This is a genomic window from Streptomyces sp. NPDC002817 (assembly GCF_053592055.1).
The window spans coordinates 41,872-63,390 of sequence record NZ_JBSFUY010000043.1 but is presented as its reverse complement, the minus strand read 5'-3'; the positions used below and the strand labels follow the sequence as shown (position 1 = coordinate 63,390).

22 protein-coding genes and 1 pseudogene are annotated in these 21,519 nt (G+C 68.7%); 8 read left to right on the top strand and 15 right to left on the bottom strand.

Annotated elements, in window-relative coordinates; all coding sequences use genetic code 11:
- Positions 1-287 precede the first annotated feature (287 nt).
- Positions 288-737: a hypothetical protein gene (locus ACWD3I_RS43805; RefSeq protein ID WP_451084361.1), complete on the top strand. Its 450-nt coding sequence runs from the start codon at positions 288-290 to the stop codon at positions 735-737.
- A gap of 557 nt (positions 738-1,294) precedes the next feature.
- Entirely contained in the window at positions 1,295-3,292 is a 1,998-nt protein-coding gene (locus ACWD3I_RS43800; RefSeq protein WP_365413809.1) for an SMI1/KNR4 family protein, read from the top strand.
- A 645-nt stretch (positions 3,293-3,937) separates the two neighbouring features.
- On the opposite strand, the gene ACWD3I_RS43795 is transcribed toward ACWD3I_RS43800, so the two are convergent.
- Both ACWD3I_RS43795 and ACWD3I_RS43790 read right to left on the bottom strand, forming a co-directional pair.
- A complete protein-coding gene (locus ACWD3I_RS43795; RefSeq protein WP_365413811.1) occupies positions 3,938-4,303 on the bottom strand; it encodes a hypothetical protein in 366 nt (121 codons plus the stop codon).
- Positions 4,300-4,563, bottom strand: coding sequence for a hypothetical protein (locus ACWD3I_RS43790; protein ID WP_351694255.1), 264 nt, complete (start codon positions 4,561-4,563; stop codon positions 4,300-4,302). The genes ACWD3I_RS43795 and ACWD3I_RS43790 overlap by 4 nt, the downstream gene beginning before the upstream one ends.
- Positions 4,564-4,746: 183 nt before the next feature.
- Here ACWD3I_RS43790 and ACWD3I_RS43785 point away from each other — a divergent pair, with 183 nt between their 5' ends.
- Positions 4,747-5,016: a DUF6233 domain-containing protein gene (locus ACWD3I_RS43785; protein WP_451084362.1), complete on the top strand. Its 270-nt coding sequence runs from the start codon at positions 4,747-4,749 to the stop codon at positions 5,014-5,016.
- Between the two features lie 124 nt (positions 5,017-5,140).
- Positions 5,141-5,659 (top strand): HEAT repeat domain-containing protein, encoded by a 519-nt coding sequence (locus ACWD3I_RS43780; protein ID WP_365413813.1) that lies wholly within the window; start codon positions 5,141-5,143, stop codon positions 5,657-5,659.
- A gap of 235 nt (positions 5,660-5,894) precedes the next feature.
- Here ACWD3I_RS43780 and ACWD3I_RS43775 read toward each other — a convergent pair whose 3' ends face one another.
- Positions 5,895-6,440 carry a hypothetical protein gene (locus tag ACWD3I_RS43775; protein ID WP_365413815.1) on the bottom strand — a complete coding sequence of 182 codons (546 nt, stop codon included), beginning with the start codon at positions 6,438-6,440 and terminating at the stop codon, positions 5,895-5,897.
- Positions 6,441-7,526: 1,086 nt separating this feature from the next.
- Positions 7,527-7,748: a hypothetical protein gene (locus ACWD3I_RS43770; RefSeq protein WP_451084360.1), complete on the bottom strand. Its 222-nt coding sequence runs from the start codon at positions 7,746-7,748 to the stop codon at positions 7,527-7,529.
- Between the two features lie 348 nt (positions 7,749-8,096).
- Between ACWD3I_RS43770 and ACWD3I_RS43765 the strand changes: the two genes are divergently transcribed.
- Together ACWD3I_RS43765 and ACWD3I_RS43760 are read left to right on the top strand one after the other, a co-directional pair.
- On the top strand, positions 8,097-8,696 hold the full coding sequence (locus ACWD3I_RS43765; protein ID WP_365411853.1) for a DinB/UmuC family translesion DNA polymerase: 600 nt from the start codon (positions 8,097-8,099) through the stop codon (positions 8,694-8,696).
- Positions 8,697-8,732: 36 nt separating this feature from the next.
- On the top strand, positions 8,733-9,392 hold the full coding sequence (locus ACWD3I_RS43760; protein WP_365411847.1) for a DUF6292 family protein: 660 nt from the start codon (positions 8,733-8,735) through the stop codon (positions 9,390-9,392).
- Between the two features lie 70 nt (positions 9,393-9,462).
- Here the strand turns inward: ACWD3I_RS43760 and ACWD3I_RS43755 are convergent, their stop codons facing one another.
- Positions 9,463-10,575, bottom strand: coding sequence for a hypothetical protein (locus ACWD3I_RS43755; RefSeq protein ID WP_365411844.1), 1,113 nt, complete (start codon positions 10,573-10,575; stop codon positions 9,463-9,465).
- Between the two features lie 150 nt (positions 10,576-10,725).
- Here ACWD3I_RS43755 and ACWD3I_RS43750 point away from each other — a divergent pair, with 150 nt between their 5' ends.
- Together ACWD3I_RS43750 and ACWD3I_RS43745 are read left to right on the top strand one after the other, a co-directional pair.
- Positions 10,726-11,325, top strand: a complete 600-nt coding sequence (locus ACWD3I_RS43750) for a hypothetical protein (protein WP_365411841.1) — start codon at positions 10,726-10,728, stop codon at positions 11,323-11,325.
- Between the two features lie 78 nt (positions 11,326-11,403).
- A pseudogene (locus tag ACWD3I_RS43745) lies at positions 11,404-12,465 on the top strand (IS630 family transposase).
- 17 nt (positions 12,466-12,482) lie between these two features.
- Here ACWD3I_RS43745 and ACWD3I_RS43740 read toward each other — a convergent pair.
- The 10 genes from ACWD3I_RS43740 to ACWD3I_RS43695 form a co-directional block, all read right to left on the bottom strand.
- Complete coding sequence (locus ACWD3I_RS43740) at positions 12,483-12,896, bottom strand: hypothetical protein (protein ID WP_365411833.1); 414 nt, start codon at positions 12,894-12,896, stop codon at positions 12,483-12,485.
- 554 nt (positions 12,897-13,450) lie between these two features.
- Positions 13,451-13,693 (bottom strand): hypothetical protein, encoded by a 243-nt coding sequence (locus tag ACWD3I_RS43735; protein WP_365411830.1) that lies wholly within the window; start codon positions 13,691-13,693, stop codon positions 13,451-13,453.
- Between the two features lie 381 nt (positions 13,694-14,074).
- Positions 14,075-14,407, bottom strand: coding sequence for a hypothetical protein (locus ACWD3I_RS43730; RefSeq protein WP_365411827.1), 333 nt, complete (start codon positions 14,405-14,407; stop codon positions 14,075-14,077).
- 442 nt (positions 14,408-14,849) lie between these two features.
- Positions 14,850-15,350, bottom strand: a complete 501-nt coding sequence (locus ACWD3I_RS43725) for a flavin reductase family protein (protein ID WP_351690011.1) — start codon at positions 15,348-15,350, stop codon at positions 14,850-14,852.
- Positions 15,347-15,847, bottom strand: coding sequence for an NAD(P)H-dependent oxidoreductase (locus ACWD3I_RS43720; RefSeq protein WP_365411824.1), 501 nt, complete (start codon positions 15,845-15,847; stop codon positions 15,347-15,349). The genes ACWD3I_RS43725 and ACWD3I_RS43720 overlap by 4 nt, the downstream gene beginning before the upstream one ends.
- Positions 15,847-17,253 (bottom strand): MFS transporter, encoded by a 1,407-nt coding sequence (locus ACWD3I_RS43715; RefSeq protein WP_365411822.1) that lies wholly within the window; start codon positions 17,251-17,253, stop codon positions 15,847-15,849. The genes ACWD3I_RS43720 and ACWD3I_RS43715 overlap by 1 nt, the downstream gene beginning before the upstream one ends.
- A gap of 1 nt (position 17,254) precedes the next feature.
- The gene (locus tag ACWD3I_RS43710) at positions 17,255-18,580 is read right to left on the bottom strand and encodes an NtaA/DmoA family FMN-dependent monooxygenase (RefSeq protein WP_365411850.1); all 1,326 of its coding nucleotides are present in this window, start codon (positions 18,578-18,580) and stop codon (positions 17,255-17,257) included.
- 5 nt (positions 18,581-18,585) lie between these two features.
- Positions 18,586-19,245 carry a cysteine hydrolase family protein gene (locus tag ACWD3I_RS43705; RefSeq protein ID WP_365411818.1) on the bottom strand — a complete coding sequence of 220 codons (660 nt, stop codon included), beginning with the start codon at positions 19,243-19,245 and terminating at the stop codon, positions 18,586-18,588.
- On the bottom strand, positions 19,245-20,306 hold the full coding sequence (locus ACWD3I_RS43700; RefSeq protein ID WP_365411815.1) for an LLM class flavin-dependent oxidoreductase: 1,062 nt from the start codon (positions 20,304-20,306) through the stop codon (positions 19,245-19,247). The genes ACWD3I_RS43705 and ACWD3I_RS43700 overlap by 1 nt, the downstream gene beginning before the upstream one ends.
- Before the next feature lie 81 nt (positions 20,307-20,387).
- On the bottom strand, positions 20,388-21,503 hold the full coding sequence (locus tag ACWD3I_RS43695) for an ABC transporter substrate-binding protein (RefSeq protein WP_365411812.1): 1,116 nt from the start codon (positions 21,501-21,503) through the stop codon (positions 20,388-20,390).
- Positions 21,504-21,519 lie beyond the last annotated feature (16 nt).

Sequence of the window (21,519 nt, the reverse complement as noted above, 5' to 3'; positions counted from 1 at the left end):
CAGGAACACCACTGGCCACACACCTGGGTTTCTGATGGCCACCAGCCTGGACACCCAACGGCCACCCGCCTGGGCATCTCAATGACCGTTGACATCGAGGACTCTGTCCGGGGCGGTGGCGGGCGAATAGCGCGGCTGTCGGCCCGTTTGACGGCCTCCGCCAACGGGTCGACGCGATCCACGAGTTGGCCGGTCCGCCGCTCGAGAGAGAGGTCTATCCCTGTTCGCGTGATCGCACCGTGTAGGACGCTCTTGGGTGACGAGCGGAGCGGTGGCAGGATGTGCTGATGGGGCTGATCGATAGCGACAGTGAGACTGTCGAGTACGTGCGGTTTCAGTCGCCTCACCGGAACAGTCGAGGCCACTTCACCGGCGTTTTCGGGCTCGTCAATAGTCTGGCGCGGGAGGGAAGGCTGTCGGACGATCAGGAGTCCTTCCGTCGCCGGAACAACCGTTGGTACGACGCCGCGTACACAGACCCCTCGACCGTTGACCCGAGTGTCTACGACGACGAGATCAACCCTGGCGCGGCGGCCTGGTTCAAGCCGTCAGCCACGCATCTCCTCGCTCGCGTCTCCGGTTATCTGGAGATCCTGTCCGTGCATGGCGTCGCCTGCCGGGCTCTGCGGTCCGCCGACCCGGGACGGGTTATCTACGAGGACGATGTACAGATCGTGGTCGTGCCCCATGCGCAGGACGCGGCTGACGCCCACGAGAGCACCGACACCCAGAAGTGACGCGGCGCGCGGCCAGGCCGTGCGTCACCCGCGGGCGAGGCGGCGGGGCCGCCGCCTCGCCCGCGACTACGAGCACAGAGCAGGACGCTTCCTTGCGATCGCTGTCATTGCCGCGCGCTTGATCGACCTACCGGCGGATTGCCAGATGAGAGCCACAGCCGCTGACCAGCGTCAACGAACGTCCCACTCGTCAGCCGGTACGCAGTCATGCAGGGTGTACGCCCGTCCTGGAAGTTTGCGACGAAGAAGGCTCTCGACGGGAGGATGTCGCCGGCTCGCTGCGCCCGCACCAGCAGCCCCAGTTCCTCCAACAGGGCATCGCCCTCGACGGAAAGTGTGGGCACGCTGACTGTTGCTCCCCGAGTCGTGGGAGAAGGCCATGGACGCCGCCATCGACGCCGCCGTCGCCGACACACCCGACACCCGATCCCTGCGCGCCCTGCTCACCGCGTCCCACCAGGCGCCGGCGTGAACGGGCTTGTGGACAGCGCCGGTTGCTTGTGCCGCGGCACTGGCGGGCGCCCTGGTTGTCAGTGATGGGTGGCAGCATCGACGGCATGACGGACACCGCGGTATTCGACTGGCGCTCCTTCCTGCTCCGGTGGAGCGGGGAGTGGGCGGATTGCCTCTCCGACGACGAGACGCGCGGCGAGGACGACGAGGCCGCGCGGGAGGCGCGGTGGCTGGGGTTCCCGCCCGCATCCGAGGAGCGCATAGCGGCCATGGAGGAGCGCCTGGGTCGACGGATGCCCTCGTCGTACCGGGAGTTCCTCAAGGTCAGCGACGGGTGGCGGCACGCGGGCGGGTTCGTGTGGCGGCTGGCGGGGACCGAAAGGGTGCACTGGCACGAGAACGAGTCAGGGCTCGCCGACCTGTTCGAGGAGTACCTGGACGAGGACGCGGACCCCGAGGAGCAACAGGAGGCGGAGCTGTGGCGGCGCGGGCTCCAGCTGGACCTCGAGTCCGACTCCACCTATGTACTCCTGGACCCCGATGACGTGGACGAGGACGGCGAGTGGGCCGTCTACACATGGGCGAGCTGGCGGGCCGCCCCACCCGAACGACAGGCGAGCTTCCTGGAGTTCATGCAGGAGATGTACCGCGAGTTCCACAGCCTGCGGTCCCACCGCGGCAAGGGGCAGCCGGTGTTCGTCAACGACACCACGCGCGAGCTGGACGACCTGGTCGACGCGGCCCGGCTGGACGCGCTGCGCGGCAACTGGGAACGGGCCGTGCAGCAGTTGGACGAGGCCAAGGCGTACGGCCGACCGCGGGCTGCCGGGTTGGGCGACCAGATCCGACGCCTGCTCGGACAGACCTCCATGGTGTACTTCGACGGCCTGGCGACGGACCCGCGGTACGCGGCCGAGCTGTTGCCGTCGCTGGTCGCCGAGCACGCGGCACACTCGTACCGCGACGACTCCACGCTTATGTTCCATCTCCGCGGCGCCGACGAGACCCTGGTGGCAACGGCGTACGCGACCCTGGAGCAGGTGCGCGACGGCACGTACCGGTACGCGCCGGCAGAACCGTTCGGTGAGGCGGTCGAGCATGCACGGGAGCTGGCGCGGTGGGGCGACACCGACGGGGCGTGGCGGACACTGACGGCGGCACTGCCCCTGTGGGAGCCACTGGGGCCCGATCATCTGGCACCGCTGGGATGGGTGGCCGACCCCGTGCTCGGACCGTTGCTGACCCCGGAGCGGGGGCGCCAGCTGCTGTCCACACCGAGAGTGGGCCAGGCCGGTGACCCGCCGAGTCCGACGGACGGCCTCGACTCGAGCGGCATGGCATGGCTCGCCGTGCCGGACCCGGGCAACAACCGCACGTCCTACCGGTTCGTCCTGGTGGAGGGGGTGGATCCGCAGGAGTTGGCGGAACGCCTGGCGGACGGGCGCGACCACGACCGTGGCCATGAAGACGAGCACGAGCACAGGAGCGTGCTGGACTCCCCCATGACCCTCTGGGAAGCGCGCCGCAGGTCGGTCCGCGACCAGAGGGAGTTCTCCTCCTTCGACGACAAGGCCCTCATGGCGGTCGGCCGCGCCGGCGCCGGCTGGAGCTTCGCCTTCGACGGCCAACCCGCGCAGTTCAACCGGCAGAGGTTCATCTCCCCTGCCGAGTGCTCCAGTTCGGGCACCCGCGCGGTGGTGGTGTGGAGCGGCCTCAGGGAACCGCACCGGGAGCCGTTCTTCCACCTGTCCGTGGCGCAGGACGGTGCCGAGCAGTACGCGTTCACCTTTACGGACGGCGAACTCCGGCGGAGCGGAGAGATACCCCGTCTCCTGGACCCGACCCGGTTCTTCGGAGCCGCGGAGGTGGAGGGCGCCGAGGTGGAGCGGTCACTGCTGGAAGCCGTTGCCGAGGAGTTCGGCGCGTCTCTGCCCCGCCACGCCCTCGTGAGCGGACGGCTGCACACGTTCACCACCCGTTCCTGGACGCGTCCGCCCGAGAGCGGCGAGACGTGCGCGGTGATCCGGTTGAGCTGGGGAGACACACCCCCGGTGGAGGACGCGGGGGCGGGGGCGGGGGAGGACGGGCCGGGAAGCGGGTGAGAACAGGCCCGGCGGCGGGCGCAGTGCCCGCCCGCCGCCGTGTCCGGTGTGTCAGGGCCTGGGAGCGAGCCGATAGTTGTGCGGATGTGCGCGGAGTGGGGGTGAGGTCCGTGCCAGAGCCCGGTTGTCCCGGCCGTCCGCCATCTGGTCGAGCCATCGTTCGTACCAGGCGAGGAAGTCCGGGGCGGAGGAGACATTCGGGCCCAGAAGCCGTCGGCGTTGCCGGCGCGCCCGAACCGGCTGATGTTCCAGAAGGCGAAGACTCCCGTCCCGGCCATCCGACCCGGGCGTGCAGGTGAGGGGCGGTGGGCAGTCTGCGTAGCTGCGCGGCGGTGGCTGGCTTCGGGTGGTGCGCAATGGCCGGTCGGTTGTGCAGCATTCACCACCGTCTGGCACACCGAACATGTCCGTCGCCCAGTTCACCGGGACGCATGCCGCCCACGTTCAGATCATCGATCTTCGGGATCTTCTCCCCGCGTCCGTCGCAGCCCTCCTGCAGTGAACGTCCTCGGCCCAAGGCGCCAGCCTTGCGACGAGCCTTACCTTCACGCCCCTCAAGCTGTGGCGGCGTGTTCCGCCACAGCTCGCTGCGCCGGCAAAGGCCCAGTCGACGGCGGCGGTCTCCCGTGCTGAGACGGAGATGGTTCAGCTGGTCCATGTCTTGATCTGGGCCGCGACGTCGCGTACCGGGAGTCCGTCTCGGGCGGCTCGGGCCAGGGGGATGACGGTGTCGAGGCCGGGGCTGACCGGCAGTCCGCACGCGGTCAGATACGCGGCGGTCACGGTGGCAGCGAACAGCAGGTTGCGGGCCTCCAGGCTCGGCTGCCGCGCCAGCTCGCACAACAGCGCTGCGGCCTTGTGGTGCGGCTCGGGGTAGACCTCCTGGCCCAGGATCTCCGCACGGTGGCGGGCCTCGGCGGCGACCGGCACGCCGTAGTCGACGACCTGGGGATCCCCCGGGATCTGCTGCGCCACCGCCAGGATCCACGCGAGGTCGACCTTCAGGTTCACGCGGCGTCCCTCGGCGCGTCCTTCGCCAGCCCGTCCGGGAGCCCTGGGTATCGGTCCTCCCCGAACTCCGCCTCGAACCGCTCCGCGTAGGAGGCCAGGAAGCCGGCAGCGCCGGCCATGAACGCAGACCGGGACTCGTTCACGTCCTGCTCGATCAGATCGGCGACGTACCCCTGCAGGCTCAGCCCGCGCCGCTTGGCCCGCTCCTCGGCCGCCGCCCGCACGGCCTCGTCCAGCCGGATGTTGGTCTGCTTACTCATAGTCCCCAGCATAGCTAACAGCTGATACCAGGGGCTAGCAGCTTGCGGGAACTCAACCGGACGACTCGGACCAAAGAGACTCCCGTCCCCCAGTTCGACGCCCTGGCCCGTACCCGGCGGTGGATCGTCGACGAGGAACGCCGTGAGGCTGAGTGCCAGCGCGGTATCGAGGCCCGCCCGCCGGTGCCGGACTGGCTGATCGAGCAGAGCATCGGCCACTACGGCCCGCGGGTGTACGTACACGTCGGCGGCTGCCACATGATGGGCAAGCGGTCCAGAGGCGCGACGCGGGAGCAGGTGGTACGGGCGCTCACGGACGGCGTGGACCCGTGCCCGCCCTGTCGCCCACACCGATCTCGGCATGCTCGACTAACCGCAGCCCGCAGGGGAGTCGAGAGCGTTCGCCATCCCCTCGTGGCTCCGTTCGCGAGAACGGGAGTCGTTTGTCGATGAGCTCAGAAGGCGTCCTGTTGGCGGCCAGGCCGATGTTCACGAGTTCGGGAGACACTGCTGAAAATGATCTTGCTAGGGTCCACTCAGGAGCTGGGGCTATCAACGCATGGGAGGTGGTCAGACGATGACCCCTGAGGAGCAGGATCTGGTCATGGGCCTGGTGGTCGCACCGTGCTCGCCCCCGACACGCACGATCGACGAGGTGCTCGCCCACTTCGGCGAGTCCGACGGTGCGGCCCTGGCGCTCCGGCTGCTCCGGGACGCCATGGAGCGCCAGGATGCCGACGACGTCGAGATGGCGTTGATCGTTCATGCCGCCGCCGACGCCTCGGTCGAGGAGTTCCTGGAGCCGTTGACCGAGCTGTTCCCTGCCGACTGGCACAGGAAGTACGAGGACATCGTCAGGATGCTGGCCCGCCTCCGCTCGCCCAAGACGGTGCCGACGCTGGTCTTGGCGACTCGCTGGGTTCCCGAGTACCTGGACTGGGACGAGAACCGGGCCCTCGCGGTGAAGGCGATCTGGGGTCTCGGCGCCGTTCCCGGCCCGGAGGCCCGGGAAGCCCTCGAGGGCTTGCGCGACGACGAGAACGAGATCATCCGTGAGAACGCGGTGAAGCAGCTCGCGCGCCGCGGCGAGCTCTGACCGCGGAGTCGTAGCCGTTCGTCCGGGACGCCCGGCCGCGTTTCCTCGGCCAGCCGTTCCCACCAAGATCAATCTCGCCAGGATTTCCTGTACCTCAACTACTCACGGGACGTCGCACAAACCACCCGCCGGGCCGTGAGTGACTCCCGAACTCGGCTCTGGCACAGATCTTGGGGACCGGTTGTGGAGCGTCACCGGTGGCCACTCAGCGGCTCAGACCATTCTTGGTCACGGGTCACGGCGTGGCTATCTCTTGTCGGCAGCGCTCCAAGAAGGCGTCACCCGCTTTACCCATCTGCATGGCCACGTCGTGGGCTCGTGCGGCCCAATCGACCGATTCAGTTACCTGCTCAGCGTCAGCAAGGTCACGTAGGTAGTCGTTTCCTCCATGCCAGCCAGCGAGCCACATCTGGTGAGCAGCGGTGCGTACCTCGTCCGTGGCGAAGAGAGCAACTCGGTTGTAGGCCTTGCGGAATGCCGTGCGCAGCTCTCGCCACCTGCTCTCAGCGGCAGCCCGCTGCTCGCGCGCCGAGGGCGTGGCGAGTAACGGTAGTTCGGAGCGGATGAACTGGAGTGCTTCCTCCCCAGCGATGGAGAGCTGGGCATAGGCGTTCAGCCGTTCGTCACGCAGCCAATGCGCATGCTCTGCGGCGCGGCGCATGGCTTCGAGCTCGCGGGCGTCCCGCCCCCGGCGCCGTTCCAGGTAGGAGTTCGCCAAGAACGTCAGCACAGCACCGCTGAGGGTTGCGACCACCGTGATCACCTGTGTCGTCGTGTCCACAGCACCCCCGAATCCGCCGCCTTGTCCGACAAGAGCCTTGTGTCTCATCCCCTTTCGTCGAGTCTGAGGCAACAGGTGAGTGGGGTACAGAGTGGAGGACTCCCGAACGGCTTCGGCAAGGGCCCACCACGGACAGGCGGCCTGCCCCCACGTGCACTCAGGTCGGCAGCGGAAGACACCCCGGTGAGTATGCCGACGTGAAACGGGCTCGGGCCACAGATCTTGGTGAACGGCCGCGGAGCGTCACCGCGGTGTTCAATTGCGCGGGCTCGGATTCTCGTGGCCACCCTCGAGGCCGACGAAGGCCGGCATCCCGGGGAAGTCGCAGCACACATCCAGTAGGTGGAAACCCGACTCTGGCGGTGACCAGCGTCTCCTCACCCGTGTCCTCCGGCAGGCGCGGGGAGGGACGGTGCGGCATGGTCCTTGCCCCGGCAACTGCCTCACCTCCGGCTGCGCAATCGACGGGGCCGGACTTGCGCAACCGGTGCCGCGACGGCTGCGCAATCGGTTGCGGTGGCTGCGCAGCCACGGCTGCGACGACTGCGCAGACTGTCCCAGTCGTCCGTGCCCGGGGCGTGGCGGTGAGGGTCGGTGGGCAGGCTGCGCAGCTGCGCGGCGGTGGCTGGCTTCGGGTGGTGCGCAATGGCCGGTCGGTTGCGCAGTCATTGCGCATCGACTGTGCAAGGCGCTGACCTGCATGGTCGGGTCTGTGGTCGGGGGTGGTCGTGGTCGGGGTTTCGGTCGGGGTGGAGACGGTCGTGGTCGGGTCTGCGCGGAGGGGGTGCGCCTCGGGGGATCGGGCGCCGTCGTCTTCGTGTTGCGCGTCGGCGGGGCCTCCGCGCTCGCGCCGGACGCAGCCGGCGCAGCAGACCGGACGTGGGGCAGTAGGGGGCCGCCGGATTCCCAGCGAAGAGCGCTTCCCTGTCCGGCCGCGCACCGCGCTCAGTCCGCTCGACGCTTCCACCGCGAAGCGCGAACGATTGCCGTTCTGCCGCAGGTGTTCGGCGGGAGCGCGGCAACGGTGACCTGGGCGGTCCAGGACCCCGGATCCCGTGGCGGATCCCAGGTCACGGCGACGCGTACTTAGTGGAAGTCGTGTGCGAGTCCTACCACCATGGCCGCAGCGGCGGCCCGCGCCTCGGCTGGGCCGGCGTCGAGGGGAACGTCGGCGAGGCGCCCGCAGAGCATCCCGCCTTCCACGGTGAGGACAGTGTGGCGCCAGCCTTCCGGCGTCGCGAGCAGGACGATGCCCTTCGGCATGCCGAAGGGAGGCCGCCTCTGCTTCTCCCGCTCTCGTCTCACCATGGAGCCATCCAACCTCGTCGGCCTGCTGACGGTTCAGGCGGGCGGAGCTTCAGGCCTCGGCTGTGGCGTAGCGCCGTGGCCAGTCTGGCCTGGCCCGGCGCTCAGCTGGGTGCGCAGGGGGAACCAGGTCGTCGAGAAAGGCCGGACGGCGTCAGCGCCGGGACGTTCCGAGGGTCTGGTCGGCCGTCTCGAAGCGGTGGGAGAGGTTCTGCGGGTGCGTGCCCTGTCCCGGCTCGGGGTCGACGTCCGCGTCGCGGCGTCCTCGCCATCAGCCCCGAAGAGGTCACGGACTGGCTGGGACCGCTGCCCGTTGAGGCCCTGCACGGCATCGGCCCCCGCCAGGCCGGCGTGCTGCGCGACCACGGCATCCACTGCGTCGGCCTGCTCGCCGCCGTCCCGCCGGCCACGGTGCACCGCTTGCTGGGTGGCCGCGCCGGCCGGATCGCCGCCGACCGCGCCCGCGGCATCGACCCCCGCCCCGTCATCCCCCGCACCCTGCCCGCCGCTGCCACCGTCCGCTGTTCCTTCGACCGGCACGTCCTGGACGGCGCCGCCGTCCGCGCCGCCCTGCTCGACCTGGTGGTCCGGCTCGGCACACTGCTGCGCGGCCGCGCCCAGGTGGCCCGCGCGGTCACCCTCACCCTCACCTTCGCCGGGGGAGGACGCTGGGAGAGGACGAGGCGTCTGGTGGAGCCGTCCGCGCACGACGACGACCTGCGCACCCTGGCCTACCAGTTGATGGACGCTGCCGGCCTGCAGCGCGGCCGCCTGACCGGACTCGTCCTCAAGGGCGAGGACCTCATCGGCGCCGACCAGGCGGCCGAGCAGATCAGTCTCGACGACGCCCGAGAGACCCGCCTGGTGGCCGAAGCCACCGTCGATGAGATCCGGGACAAGTTAGGCCCCCGCGTCATCGGCCCGGCCGCCGTCTTCCGCCGCGCCTCATGACCCGAACCGCTCCCGACGCTGATGGAGGTGAGGTCCGTGCTGCTTGAGCCGCCCGGAAGTCTGGGCAGCCCTCAAGGCCTGCCGCACTGGCCCTATGTGCGGGCCGTCGACGACGCGCTGACCGCACGCGGTATCCCACCGGGGTCCGTGCGGGCCGACGCCACCACCCCGGAGCGCGGCTTCACCACCTACATGTGGCTCACCTGGGACATGAGCCGCACTCACGGCCAGCGCGGGATCCGCCTGCACTGGAAGGAACGCCTGGGCTGGTTCTACGCCCTGACCGGCATCAACTCCAAGGACGTCCTCCACTACACCGTCGCCCCCTTCCGCACCGTCTTCCCGAGACCGCAGGACATCGCCGAGGTCGCCGAGCACCTGGTGTGCTTCCGCCAGTTCCCCGATGTGGAGTACCGCACGGAGTGGGACGGAGCAGACGACGTACGCGCCGCCGGCCGCGACTTCCGCCGCTTGGTTCTCGGACTCGCCCCGCTCGGGCACCAGGACGCAGCGACCGGGGCCGGGCCGGGCACCGGGGGAGGGGAGGGTGTGCAGTTGACGGTCGACACGCGCGCCGACACCTACGAGGAGGCGATCGCGGCCGTGCAGGCCGCGTACGGGCGCAGCCCAGATGTTCTGGCGGGCCGTCTGCTCCCCGATCTGCCGCAGACGACTGGGTCTCCTCGGCGGCGCTGAGCGGAGATGTGACTGTGCACCGGAGGTGGCCCCGATGGACAACTCCGATACACAACCGCAGCGCGGTTACTCAGAACAGGGAGTCCCACAAGATCGCTTCCGGGTCGGGTTCTTCTGGGTGGAGCATGCAGCGCTTGCAGCGCAGAAGTCCTGGTTCATTGCTTCCGGCGGCAGCGTTCATCCACGGCAGAGCTTCCATGGCGTGTGCGCGTTCGTCGTTGGAGAGGGCGTCGACGGTGCGGCGGAGCTCCTCGGATGCGGGGTCGTCGGTGAGACAGAGCCATCCGATTGCAGCCGCCAGGCGGGCTTCCGGGACCTCCGCCTGGTCCTGCCACCGCTCGCGCAGCCATGTAACGGTCGGGGGGTGCGGATGGGCTCGGGTGATCTCGGCGGTGGCCAGGAGCAGGGCGGCACGGACCATGGCGTCACGCTGCGCGGCGTACCCGTTGGCCAGGGCGGCGCGGATGGTGTGGTCGGGGTCGGCGGCGGTCGCCAGGGCGTAGGCGGCGTCGACGCGGACGGCAGGGTCAAAGTCGCCGAGGAGGGGCAGGAGCGCGGCGGTGTGGGCGGTGATCGCGGCTCGGGCGGCGGCCACCGACCAGCCAGCCGGGTAGCCGGTCACCTCAACGCCGTAGTCGTCGTAGCCGTCGGGAGCGTGGCGCCGAGGATCGGTGCGATGCAGCAGGAGTTCATCTCGGGAAGCGACGCCAAAGTGCCGGGCGCGGGCCGGGCCTGAGAGCACGGCGAGGGCGGCAACACGGTGTGCATGGTGGGCATCGGTGGTGATGCGGATCAGGAACGGTACGGCGAGGGCGGCGGCGGCCCGGCTGTCGTTGGCGCACAGGCCCCCCAGCACGTCCGTCGCGCGACTCGGGTCCTCGCCGGTTTGCAGCAGGTGAATCGCTTTCCGGACGTCATCGCCGTGAGGGAAGTTCCCCCACGGGACTGCGTCGAGGAGCGACCTGCTGTGGGCCCCGGACTCGATGCCAGCAAGCACTGCCCGCACATCGAACGGGCCTCCCGCGAACGAGGCCAGATCCGCTCCGTCCACCAGAGCCCGGCACATCGCGAACGTCGGATCGGTCCGCCAATCCCTCACACCACACCACCCCCGTCGAATCCACAGAGATTGGATCACGTGCGATCCGGACGACGCGAAGCCACCTGGCAGCAGACGCTGCACGCCGCAGACCATCGTGAACCCAGAAACCCCCAGCTCGGCAGGCCCCCGCCGCTCTCGCGCGAGCCATCTATCGCGCACACGGGCCAAGTAGGTCCGTGGGGCGAACCCATGTCGGCGTACGCGCGCACCCCCTCAGGGAAGAACGCAGATATGACCGCCATCCTCGTATCGGCCGTGGGCGTGCTGGGAACCGTCATGGGGGTCGCCCTCACCGCCTTCATCGCAGCTCGTACGGAACAGCGCAGAGAAAGATCACAGGACCGGGTACAGCTGAATGACCTGCGGGTCGAGCATCAGCGATGGCGCCGTGAACGCCGGCAAGCTGCCTATCTCTCATTCCTCGATGCACTGGGCAACGCTGACCGGGCCAACCAGGCCTTCTTCCGTGAGTTGCGCGCCGGGCACGCTCCGGTCCCGCTCGATGAGACGCGGATCGCTGCCATCAGGCTGAAGTTCAAGGATGCCGAGAGCGCTGGACTGGTGGTGGTGCTGGAGGGCCCCCAGGCTGTCGCGGAAGCAGCCCACAATCTCGTCGAGCAGTTGTCCTCCCTCGTCCAAGACGTTCGGGAGTACGCGGAAGCAGTCGCGGCGGACAGCCACCCCAACGGGGGCGACAACGTGCACGAGGCCGGCATGAGATTCATAGCCGAGCGGAACGCGTTTCTCGGCTTAGCCAGGAATGCGCTCGATGAGGTGACCAAGCACATCCAGATCCTCCCCCAAACTCGGCTTCGAGAACCTGCCGATTGACCCGCTACTGAACTTGATTGGGTGATGTCGGGGATGTTTGCCTGACGCCGGCCTGTCGGCTGCGGTAGTTGTGGGGCCGTGAGGTACGCGCAGGGCAGCGGGCTGACCGACGCCGAGAGAGCCGTGCGGGAGCGGATCCGGCTGCAGGCCGTGGAACGCTTCGAGAGCGCGGAGAAGAACCGGGAGATCGCTGCCGCGCTGCGGGTGAGCGAGCGGTCGGTGGAGCGGTGGCGCCGGGCTTGGCGCGAGCGAGGCGAGGCCGGGATCCTGTCGAAGGGATCGCCTGGACGTCCCAGGCTCAGATCGGTTCAGATTGCGAGACTGGAGCGGGAGTTGGAGCGTGCACCACTCGTCCACGGCTGGGCCGATCAGCGGTGGACGCTGGCGCGAGTCAAGACGCTGATCGGTCGACTGTTCCACGTTTCGTACACGGTAGAAGGCACGTGGCGGCTGCTGAAGCGGCACGGCTGGTCGTGGCAGCAGCCCACCCGCCGGGCGATCGAGCGCGACGATGCGGCGGTTGAGTTGTGGAAGAAGGAGGTCTGGCCGCGGGTAAGACCTGTGCGGCGGCGTGAAACGGCTGGATCGTCTTCGAGGATGAGGCCGGCCAGTCGATGACGCCGCCGCGCTCTCGAACCTGGGGGCGGATCGGCCGAACCCCGGTCGCCCGGGTTCGCGGCCGGGGCTCCGGACGGGTGTCGATGGCGGGCATGACCTGCTACAAGCCGGGCGAGCGGTCCCGGCTGATCTACGCCATCCGCGAGTACCGAGGGCGCAAGGGGGAGCCGAAGGGCTTCGGCTGGCGGGACCTCTGCGACCTCTTGGTGCGTGCCCGCATCCAGCTCGGCGGACCGATTGTGCTGGTGGGACAACGCCCGCCTCCACCTGACCGCCGGGATGCGGGAGTTCATCGCCGCGAATGCCGCCTGGCTCACCGTGTTCCAGCTCCCCACCTACGCGCCGGACCTGAACCCGCAGGAGGGCATCTGTTCGCTGGTCAAACGCGACATTGGCAACCTCGCCGCAGCCGACCTGGGCCAGATCACCAGGGCCGTGAAGCGCAGGCTCAAGCAGATCCAGTACCGCCCGGATTTCGTCGACAGCTGCCTTGCGGGCACCGGCCTCATCACGGACGACTGACCGGCGCTGCAGATTCGTCAGTCGCCGTAGTACCGGTCGTAGACGGCGGAGCGCTCCTCCACTGAGAAGCCCTCGAATCCACCGTCTGCCTCGAGCTCGCGCAGTCGATCCAGTGCCGCCGTCGCAGAAGGTGCACGGTTGGCCGAGAGGTGGGCCTTCGTCGCGTCGAGCCCGTGCCCAAGCAGGAATTCGATGTCGATCGAGCACGCTGCGTCGAAGCTGGCTTGCTTCGCACTCCAGATCAGGAGAACGTCGTCGAGGTCGCCGCTGTTGAACAGCTGGAAGCAGCAGAGCCTCATCAGCTCAGTGTCGCCCGCGCCCTGGACGCGTCGCTCACGCGCCGTGTGCTCTCTGAGGAGTGCACGGATCTCGTCGAGGGCCGCGCCGACGGGGCGAAGCCCGTAGCGGCGCCAGCATTCCTTGACATCCATCGCTGGTCCCCTTGATCGTCCGGCCCGGCCCGTGGCCTATCGGCCCCACCCATCGCCGTTCGGTCGGACGACGGCCCCTCTGCCGGTCACAGTATGCACACCAAGGGCCAGCGCATGTGGGTCGGCGGTCACCGGCGCAGGTAACCGATGACCCACGCCACCCGACATCACCCAATCAAGTTCAGCAGCTTCTCAGCGCCCGGAGATGTCGCCGCTGCGGTGGACGGTGAAAGAGCTCACAGATCAAGTTCGATAAATTCATCGAACGACAGGAAGTGGCATTCCCCCGACTGGAGATCTACCCGTACAGGCATACACCCAATCATCATGGCCTCGACGCTGCCCGCCCGAATGAATTCACAGCTATTACATGGAGCGAAAAGGACTCCATCCTACACGTCAACTTGAGCCTCGTCGACCATAAACGGAACATCAGACTGTGGATTCGAATCGATAAAATCCTAGGCACGTAAAATCACTTCGGAAGCAGTGATCATCTCTCTAATTCGCCCAAGCCCTTCGCACTCGCTTTATCGGCTGATTAATGCGTCTCGTCAGTCGACCAGCATCAGTTCCACGCCATATCGCTCCTTCACATCACTCACGAAATTCCCCCGCCCTGCAGCAGGGAACGACCGGCGCCACCAGCGGCGCTCTTCGGTTCGAATGAGTAGACCGTTCGCCAGAACCGTCCTGAACCCTTCATCAATTCTGGCAAGCTCGGCCGTGAACCATGAAAACTCGGGGAGTGACCGAACTTTTGAGTCGTCTGCAACCAGCTGGAGCAGATCACGCATGGATAGATCGTTCAAGTACTCCGAGGTATCCAGATCATAACCGTCCGCACATTCATCGACCATCTCTTCCCAACTCCGCAAAGCGTCACCAGGAAGCAATGTGACAGTCCATCCGGCCTCCCTTGCGATCCGCCGGAAATGGTCAGCCAGGGACCCTTCGCGCACCATCACTTGAATTGCTCCCAGAAGTATTCCATCGGATCCTTGTGCGGCGGAAGAAGGTTGAAATCGTTCCCCCGGAGTTCATATATCCAAAGTATCCCGTACTCGGGTCCACCCGGAAAAACGATCCCGGCGTATCACCGGGCCGAGTGATTGATCCGGGTTCAGAACCTATCTTTGAACCTCTGTTGATCTCGTACATACGCCACGGTGGAGAGCTCAGAACCCGAGGGGCTCTTTGTGATGGCTGGCGGTATCTGTCGTCTGAGCAGGGCGGACACTGATGGGCTGCCATGGAGGTGTCGGTGTGCCGTCCGGGTCCAGGCCGTACGGCCACATCTCGTGGAAGGCAACCCAAGAGGCATCCCAAGCCGCGCTCACGTGGGCTTCGCCGTAGTCGGCGGCCTGCCGGGCCAAGTCCCGGGCGCCGTCGTGGTCCCCGGCCTCCTCCCGCATCTCGACCAGGCGGCCCAGGGTGTGGGTGTTGCCGTGATCGACGGCCTGCCGGTAGAGGTCCTCGGCGCCCTCCCGGTCCCCGGCCCCCTCCCGCATGAGGGCCAGGCGGCCCAGCGCGTGGGTATCGCCGAGGTCGGCACCAAAGGGAGTTCATGCCCACCCACCCGAACTAAACGATCACGTTCGGAAAACGGATGACGTCTCAGTCAAGTGGGTGCCAGTTCGGGGAAGTCGACAGGTATGGCTTCCACAATCAGGGAGTTTCCTACGCCCCGTGCTCCGAGTGGAAGACCGTGCCCGCCGACGCATCACCACCGATCCCGCCCGCCCAGGGGCGCTCCTCGATGTCGACGGAGGCGCGGGCCTGATCTGATCACAGCGGGGAGCGCATGGCTCAGCATCTGTGGGACGACGCGTGGTTCCCAGCCACTGACGCCGACGCCTGCCTGACTGAAGTGCCGCCCCACCTGCACCATTTCCTGTCTCGGCGGGCTGTTCCGGACGCTCACCGTGCCTGGAACAGTCCGCCGAGGTCCTGTCAGCTGTCCAGCGACTTCAGTGCCTGTCGGTGCCAGACGAGCGGATTGCGGTCATCGTCCGTCAGCATGGTGAGCACGCGCAGCACGATGATGTCGTGGTCGCCGGCCGGGTAGCGGTGCTCGATGGTGCACTCTAGCCAGACCGGCGCACCTTCGAGGAAGATCGCGCCGGATTCCGCCTGGACCGTCTCGACGCCGGCGAACCGGCCCTCCTTGCTGGGAGATGCGAGTTGCCGGGTCTTGTCGCTGTGTTCCTCTCCGAGGACGGAGACCCCGATCGTGTCCGCGCGGGACAGCACCGGCCAGGTCGTCGAGGTGTGCTGCACGGCGAAGGACACCATGGGCGGGTTGAGCGAGACTCCGACGGTGAACGACGAGACGACGATGACGGTGGGTTCGCCGTGGACGCGTGCCGAGACGGCCGCGACTCCGGAGGGGAATCCGGCGAACGCCCGCTTGACCTCGGCCTGATCCGAGGTGAAACCCTTCAGTGCGGTCATCGATCTGCTCCCGTCTTCGCGGCGTCGAGGACGATCGGACCCCACTGCCCGGCCCAGCGGGCGAGTGAGTTGTCCGTCGTGTAGGTGGAGTCGAGCTGGTAGAGGCCCTGTGCGGGACAGGTCGCACCGAGTTCCACGAGCACTGGTTTGAGGGTGAGTTCGGGGGCGAGGGCGTGTGCCGGTCCGGCACCGAGCATGAGGGGCAGTGCCACCTGGCCCGCGAGGCCGGTCGCCGTGGGGAGCTGGTCGAGGAACAGCTTGAGCAGGCCGGTGTAGGTCCCCTTGTAGGTGGGGGAGGCCGCGATCACGATGTCGGCGGACCTGACCCGCTCGACGGCCGCGGTGACGTCCGGGTCGCCCCAGGTGAGCAGGCCGGCTCCGAGGGAGGTGACTTCGAGGACATCGCAGTCGAGCCCGAGGGCTGCGGCGAGGCGTTCGGCGGCATCGCGGGTGCGCGAGCCGGCCTTGGGGTTTCCGACGACGGCGACGGCTTTCATCAGGCGACTCCTGTGGGTAGAGGGGGCGCGGCGGCGGAGACCGCGGCGGAAGCGGCCCCGGGACGGTCGACCCGGAGGAACACGGACGCGAGAAGACAGAACAGTCCGACGGCGGCGAGGCCACCGAGGGTGGCCGCGTAGTCGAATCCGGCCAGCAGAACGGCACAGACCGCGCTGCCCAGCACGGCGCCGAGTTGCTTCATGGCGTTGAAGGTTCCGGACGCCGCCCCGACCTCGTCCGGCGCCACCGAGCTCACCGCCGCGATCGACAGGGGCGACCAGACGAACGAGTTGGCCACCCCGTACATGGCGAAGGCGGCGGTCAGCGCAGGGATCGGCGCGTCCGTCGCGACGAGCACCGCCGAGGCCCCGATGGAGACGACGAGCGCGAGGGAGCCGAGAACGGCGACCGCACGGGGCCCGATGCCGTTGTTGAGCCGGGCCGAGACGGGTGCTCCGAGCAGGCACAGCACGCCCATCGGTACGAGGGTGAGCGCCGCCGCGCCGGGATCGAGCCCGCGCTCCTGCTGGAGGTAGAGCATCAGGGGGATCATGGCCGAGCCGGCGCTGAAGGCAGCGGCGGCGCCGGCCCAGGACGCGGTGACGAACCCGCGGCTGCGGAGCAACGCGACAGGCACGAGCGCGCGTTGCCCGTCGCGACGCTGCCCCCAGACGACGGCCGCGACGACCAGCGTGCCGGCGACGGCGAGAAGCCACCGGGGGGTACCCAGTACGTCCGTGCTCCCGGCGTCCGTGCCCTGGATGCCGAGGACGAGCGCGCCGACGCCGGTCGCGTTCGCGCAGATGGCCCACACCGGGATGCCGGCCTTCTGGCGGGGGAGGGCGGGTACGAACGCGGCCACGGCGGCCATCGCGGCGATGCCGACCGGGACGTTGACCCAGAACACGGCGGGCCAGCCGCCGACGGCGACGAGCAGACCGCCGGCCAGCGGCCCGACGGCCACCGCGGCTCCGCCGACGGCGCCCCAGGTGCCGAGCGCGACGGCGAGGCGCGGCGGCTGGAAGAGCGCCTTGATGATGGTGAGACATTGCGGGGTCATCAGCGCGGCGCCGACGCCCTGGACCACCCGCCAGGCGATGAGTGCCGTGATGGTGGGGGCCAGCGCGCACAGCAGTGACCCGAGGGTGAACGCCGCGAGTCCGACCAGGTGGACGCGCCGGTGGCCGTAGCGGTCGCCCAGTCGTCCCGCGATGATCAGGGGCACGGCGTAGGCGATGAGGTAGCCGCTGTTGACCCACATCGCGAGGGTCTCCGTGGTGTCCAGGCCGGTGATCATCGCGGGCAGCGCGACCGAGGTGATCGTGCTGTCCAGCAGCAGCATGAAGAACCCCGTGCACAGACTGCCGAGAGCGAGCCAATGGCGTCGCTCGCTCGGTGCTGTCATGTCACACCGCCAGGTTCTCGCGCAGCGTGGCGCCCGGGTAGGCCGGCGCGAGCGCACCGCGGCGGCGCAGCTCAGGCAGCAGCAGCTCGCTGATCTCAGCGAAGCCCGAGGGCATGGCCAGCGGGCTGGAGAACATGTAGCCGCCGCGCGATCCGGTCGCGGCGAAGTTCTCCTCCAGCGCGTCGGCGACGGTGGCGGGGTCGCCGACGATGCCGTGGTCGAGCCCCGTCGCCCGCTCACGGCCGTGCTCGAAGAACTCGTCGCGGCTCATCGTGTGGTCCTCGCCGAACTCGGCGATGAGCGAGCCGACGAGGCCGGCCGGGCTCGCGTTGGCCGCGACGATCTCGTCGCGCAGCTCGGCCAGGCGGAAGGATTCCGGCAGCGTCGAGAGGTCGTAGCCGGCGTTGTGTGACAGGTAGGTGGCGACGGCCTCCTCGCTCCAGAACTCGTGCGCCGCGTCACGGCGTGCCTCGGCTTCGGCGGCCGTGCGGCCGACGATGACCTGCGTGGCCCAGAGGATGCCCACGCGGGCCGGGTCGCGCCCCTCGGCGAGGAGTGCCTCGTCGAGCAGTTTGCGGTGGCGGTGCTGGGCCATGAGGTTGCCGCCGAAACCGAAGACGAGATCGGCGAGCCGTGCCGACGCGGTGATGCCACGGGGCGAGTTGCCGGCCTGCACGACGAGCGGGTGGTGCTGTGGACTGGGCACCGACGCGAGCGGGCCCTTGACGGTGAAGAAGCGCCCTTCGTGATCGATCGGGTGCACCTTGGAGGGGTCGGCGAACCGGCCCGTGTTCCGGTCGCGCACGATGGCGTCGGGTGCCACCGAGTCCCACAGCGCGCGGCAGACCTTGACGAACTCCTCCATTCGCTCGTAGCGCAGGCCGTGGTCCATCAGCTCGTTGAACCCGTAGTTCGCCGCGTCCGCGCCGCGCGTCGAGGCAACCACGTTGAAGGCGATGCGTCCGCCCGTCACGTGGTCGAGCGAGTTGAGCAGCCGGGCGACGTAGAAGGGATGCATGAACGTGGAGGAGTACGTCAGCCCGAAGCCGATCTTCTCCGTCACGGTGGACATCGCCGCGATGACCGGTGACATGTCGTGGCGCGGCCACTGAATGCCCCACTCCACGGCCGGTTCGATGCTGCCCCGCCAGGTGCTGGGGATGCCGCTTCCGTCACCGAAGAACAGCAGGTCCACGCCGGCGCGCTCGGCCGTCCGGGCCAGCTCCATGTACATGCGTACGTCGGGGAAGTCGTGCCCGACCCAGGAGCCCTGCCGGGCCCAGGCACCCTCGGTGTGGGTGAAGGAGAGGTCGTAGCCGATGTGCATGCCGGTCACCGCGCTGCCTTCTTCCACATCTCGGTGACCTCGTCGGCGTCGCTGATAACGGCCACGTTGAGTGCCAGTTGGGCGAGGGCGGCGGCGTTGACGTCGAGGTCGTAGGCGGCGGTGGCGTCCCGGGGGACGACCACGGGCCAGTCCAGTTGCATGGCGTCCTGGGCCGTGGCGTACACGCAGCACTCGCTCGTCAGGCCCACGACGGTGAGCCAGTCGCAGCCGGCCTCGTGGAGCCGGGCGGCGAGATCGGTGTCGAGGAAGCCGCTGTAGCCGCGCTTGACGACGCGCGGTTCGCCCTCGGCGGGCCGCACGCGGTACCACTCGGCTCCGGGCGTACCGAGGACGCACGGTTCGGCCGGGCTCATGGGGGCGTCGTAGTCGCCGCCGCGCAGCCAGTTGCTCGCCCGCCACGGACGGGCCGGGTCGCTGCCCAACTCGACCCAGAGGACGGGCACTTCGGCGGCGCGTGCCGCGTCGACGAGGTCGCCGACGCGGGTGACCGCCTGGTCGAGGGCAGCCAGTGCGGCGTCCGTCAGCCCGTATTCCGTGAGGCGGGCCGGATCGGCGAAGTCGCGCTGTACGTCGACCACGACCAGCGCGGGCCTGCTGCCGGGTCGGGTGAGGTGGGCGAGTTGGGTGTCGCGCAGGCCGGGCATCAGGCTGCCACCTCGTCGCGGGCGCGCAGGGCGGGCAGTACGGTCTCGCCGAACAGCAGCATGTCCTCGTCGTACTCCGGGAAGATCAGCATGAGTCCGTCGAGGTCGGCTTCGCGCACGATGTACTCGATGTGGTCGGTGACCGTTTGCGCCGATCCGGCGACGTACGGCGTCTGGAACGCCGCCTCGCCGTCCGCGCCGTCGGCCCACGCGCGGGCCTGGTCCTCGGGGATGCCCCAGGTGCGGCGCATGTGGGCGAGGGCCTCACGGTCGAGTCCCGCGCCCCACTGCTTCACCTTCTTGGCGGCCAGCTCGTCGGTCTCGTCCTGGACGACGGTGAGCATCGAGTAGGTCTTGCAGACGCGGCCGTGGGCCTTCGCCCGGTCGTGGACGTCCGCAGAGAGCATCCGCATCTCGTCGAGGCTCTCGGCGGAGAGGAAGGCACCGTCGGCGTACTTGGCCTGGAAGCGCCGGGCGTCCTCCGACCTGCCCGCGTTGATGAGGGTCGGGCGGGTGGCCGGATGCGGGCGGGACTCGCAGTCGACCAGGTCGAAGTACGGCGTGCGCATGGTGACGGAGTCCTCGGTCCACAGGCGGGTGACCGCCTCCGTCCACAGCTCCGTCATCCGGTAGCGGTCCGCGTGGCTGAGCTGCGGGTCCCACTCGCCGAACTGTTCGAACTCGCCCGCGTAGGAGCCGTTGACGATGTTCATGCCGGCGCGGCCGCCGGAGATGTCCTGGAGGGTGGCGTACATCTTCGCCGCGAGGGCGGGGTTGTGGACGTTGGCGTGCAGGGTCGCCCAGATCTTGACGCGGCTGGTCGCCTCGGCGAGCGCCGCCATCATCGTCATCGATTCGAGCGAGCGGCCCCAGTGGTCGGTGCTGCCGCCGAAGCCGCGCCACTTCGCCATCGACATGACGAAGTCGAGGCCGATGGTCTCCGCGTGGATGGCTGCGCGCTTGTTCCACGCGTAGGTCGCCTCGGGGTGCGGCGCGGTCGTGGACAGCATCCATCCGCCGTTCCCGATGGGGAGGAAGATTCCGTACTCTTTCGCGGGCATGCGGGTGAGTCCTTCTGTGAGATCGCCGGCGCCGTGCGGGGAGCCGGGAGCCGTGCGGGCTGCTTGATGCGGCGGGTGCGGTCAGGGGGCGGGCCAGACGAGCTTGTCGGCGGCGTACACGTTCTTGACGAAGGAAGCGTCGAACCACCCCCGGGCCTGGTCGGCGGTCACACTGGCGGGCACGATCCTGAACTGGTGCAGCATGCCGACCAGCCCCGTGACGTTGTCGGGGTCGATGCCGCCCAGGGGCTGTCCGGGCGTCGGGTTGTCCTTGACGACCTGCGTCTCGGTCTTCCAGATCGCCGTGTTCAGCTTCTTGTCGTAGGTCGGTCCGGACAGCTCGGCCGCGTACCCCACACATTCGGCGATGTGCTTGTCGCTGGACGTGCAGTAGTCGTAGGCGTGCAGCGCGGCGCGCAGGATGTCCTCGACGGCGTGCGGGTGGGCCTTGGCGAACGCTGGGTTCACCGCCATCGCGCCGAGTGAGCTGGGGACGCCGTAGTCGACCGGCTTCCACACCGTGACGTCGTCGCCGGCCGCCTTGAGCTGGTTGGGCTCGTTGGAGACGAATCCGGTGAGCGCCTCCAGGCCGCCCTGCCTGCGGGGCAGTACGGAGGGGTCGTATCCCTGCTTGACCAGCTTGAGCGAGTCCCACTTGACTCCGGCCTTGACCATCATCGCCTGGACGGTGGCGGGTACGTAGCCCTTGTGGCCGACGACCTTGCCGTCGAGCTGGGGCAGCTTGGTGATGTCCTTGTTCGTCATCAGGATCTCGAGGCCGGCGTTCGAGTACGAGGAGATGCCGGTGATGTCGATGCCGTTGGCCCGGGCCTGGATGACGTCCTGCTCGGCGACCGGACTCACGGTCGCCTGACCGCTGGCGAGGAGCTTGGTGTTCTGTGCCGTGTCGCCGGTGCCGGGCTTGAGGGCGAGGTCGAGGCAGAGATCCTTGAAGTAGCCGAGCTTGGCGGCGGCGATGTACTCGAGGATCGACACGGACGACTGGTACTGGTAGCCCGACAGGTAGGTGATCTTTCCGGCGGCCTTGTTCTCGGCGCACCGCGCGGCGGAGATCGCGGAACCTGCCGAGCCGGCCGAGGTGCTGTCGGAGGAGTCCGAGCCGCATCCCGCGAGGCCGGCCGTCAGTACCAGGGCGGACAGGGAGGCGAGGCCGGATCTGATGAGGGTGGACTGCATGGGTGACTCCGAACTG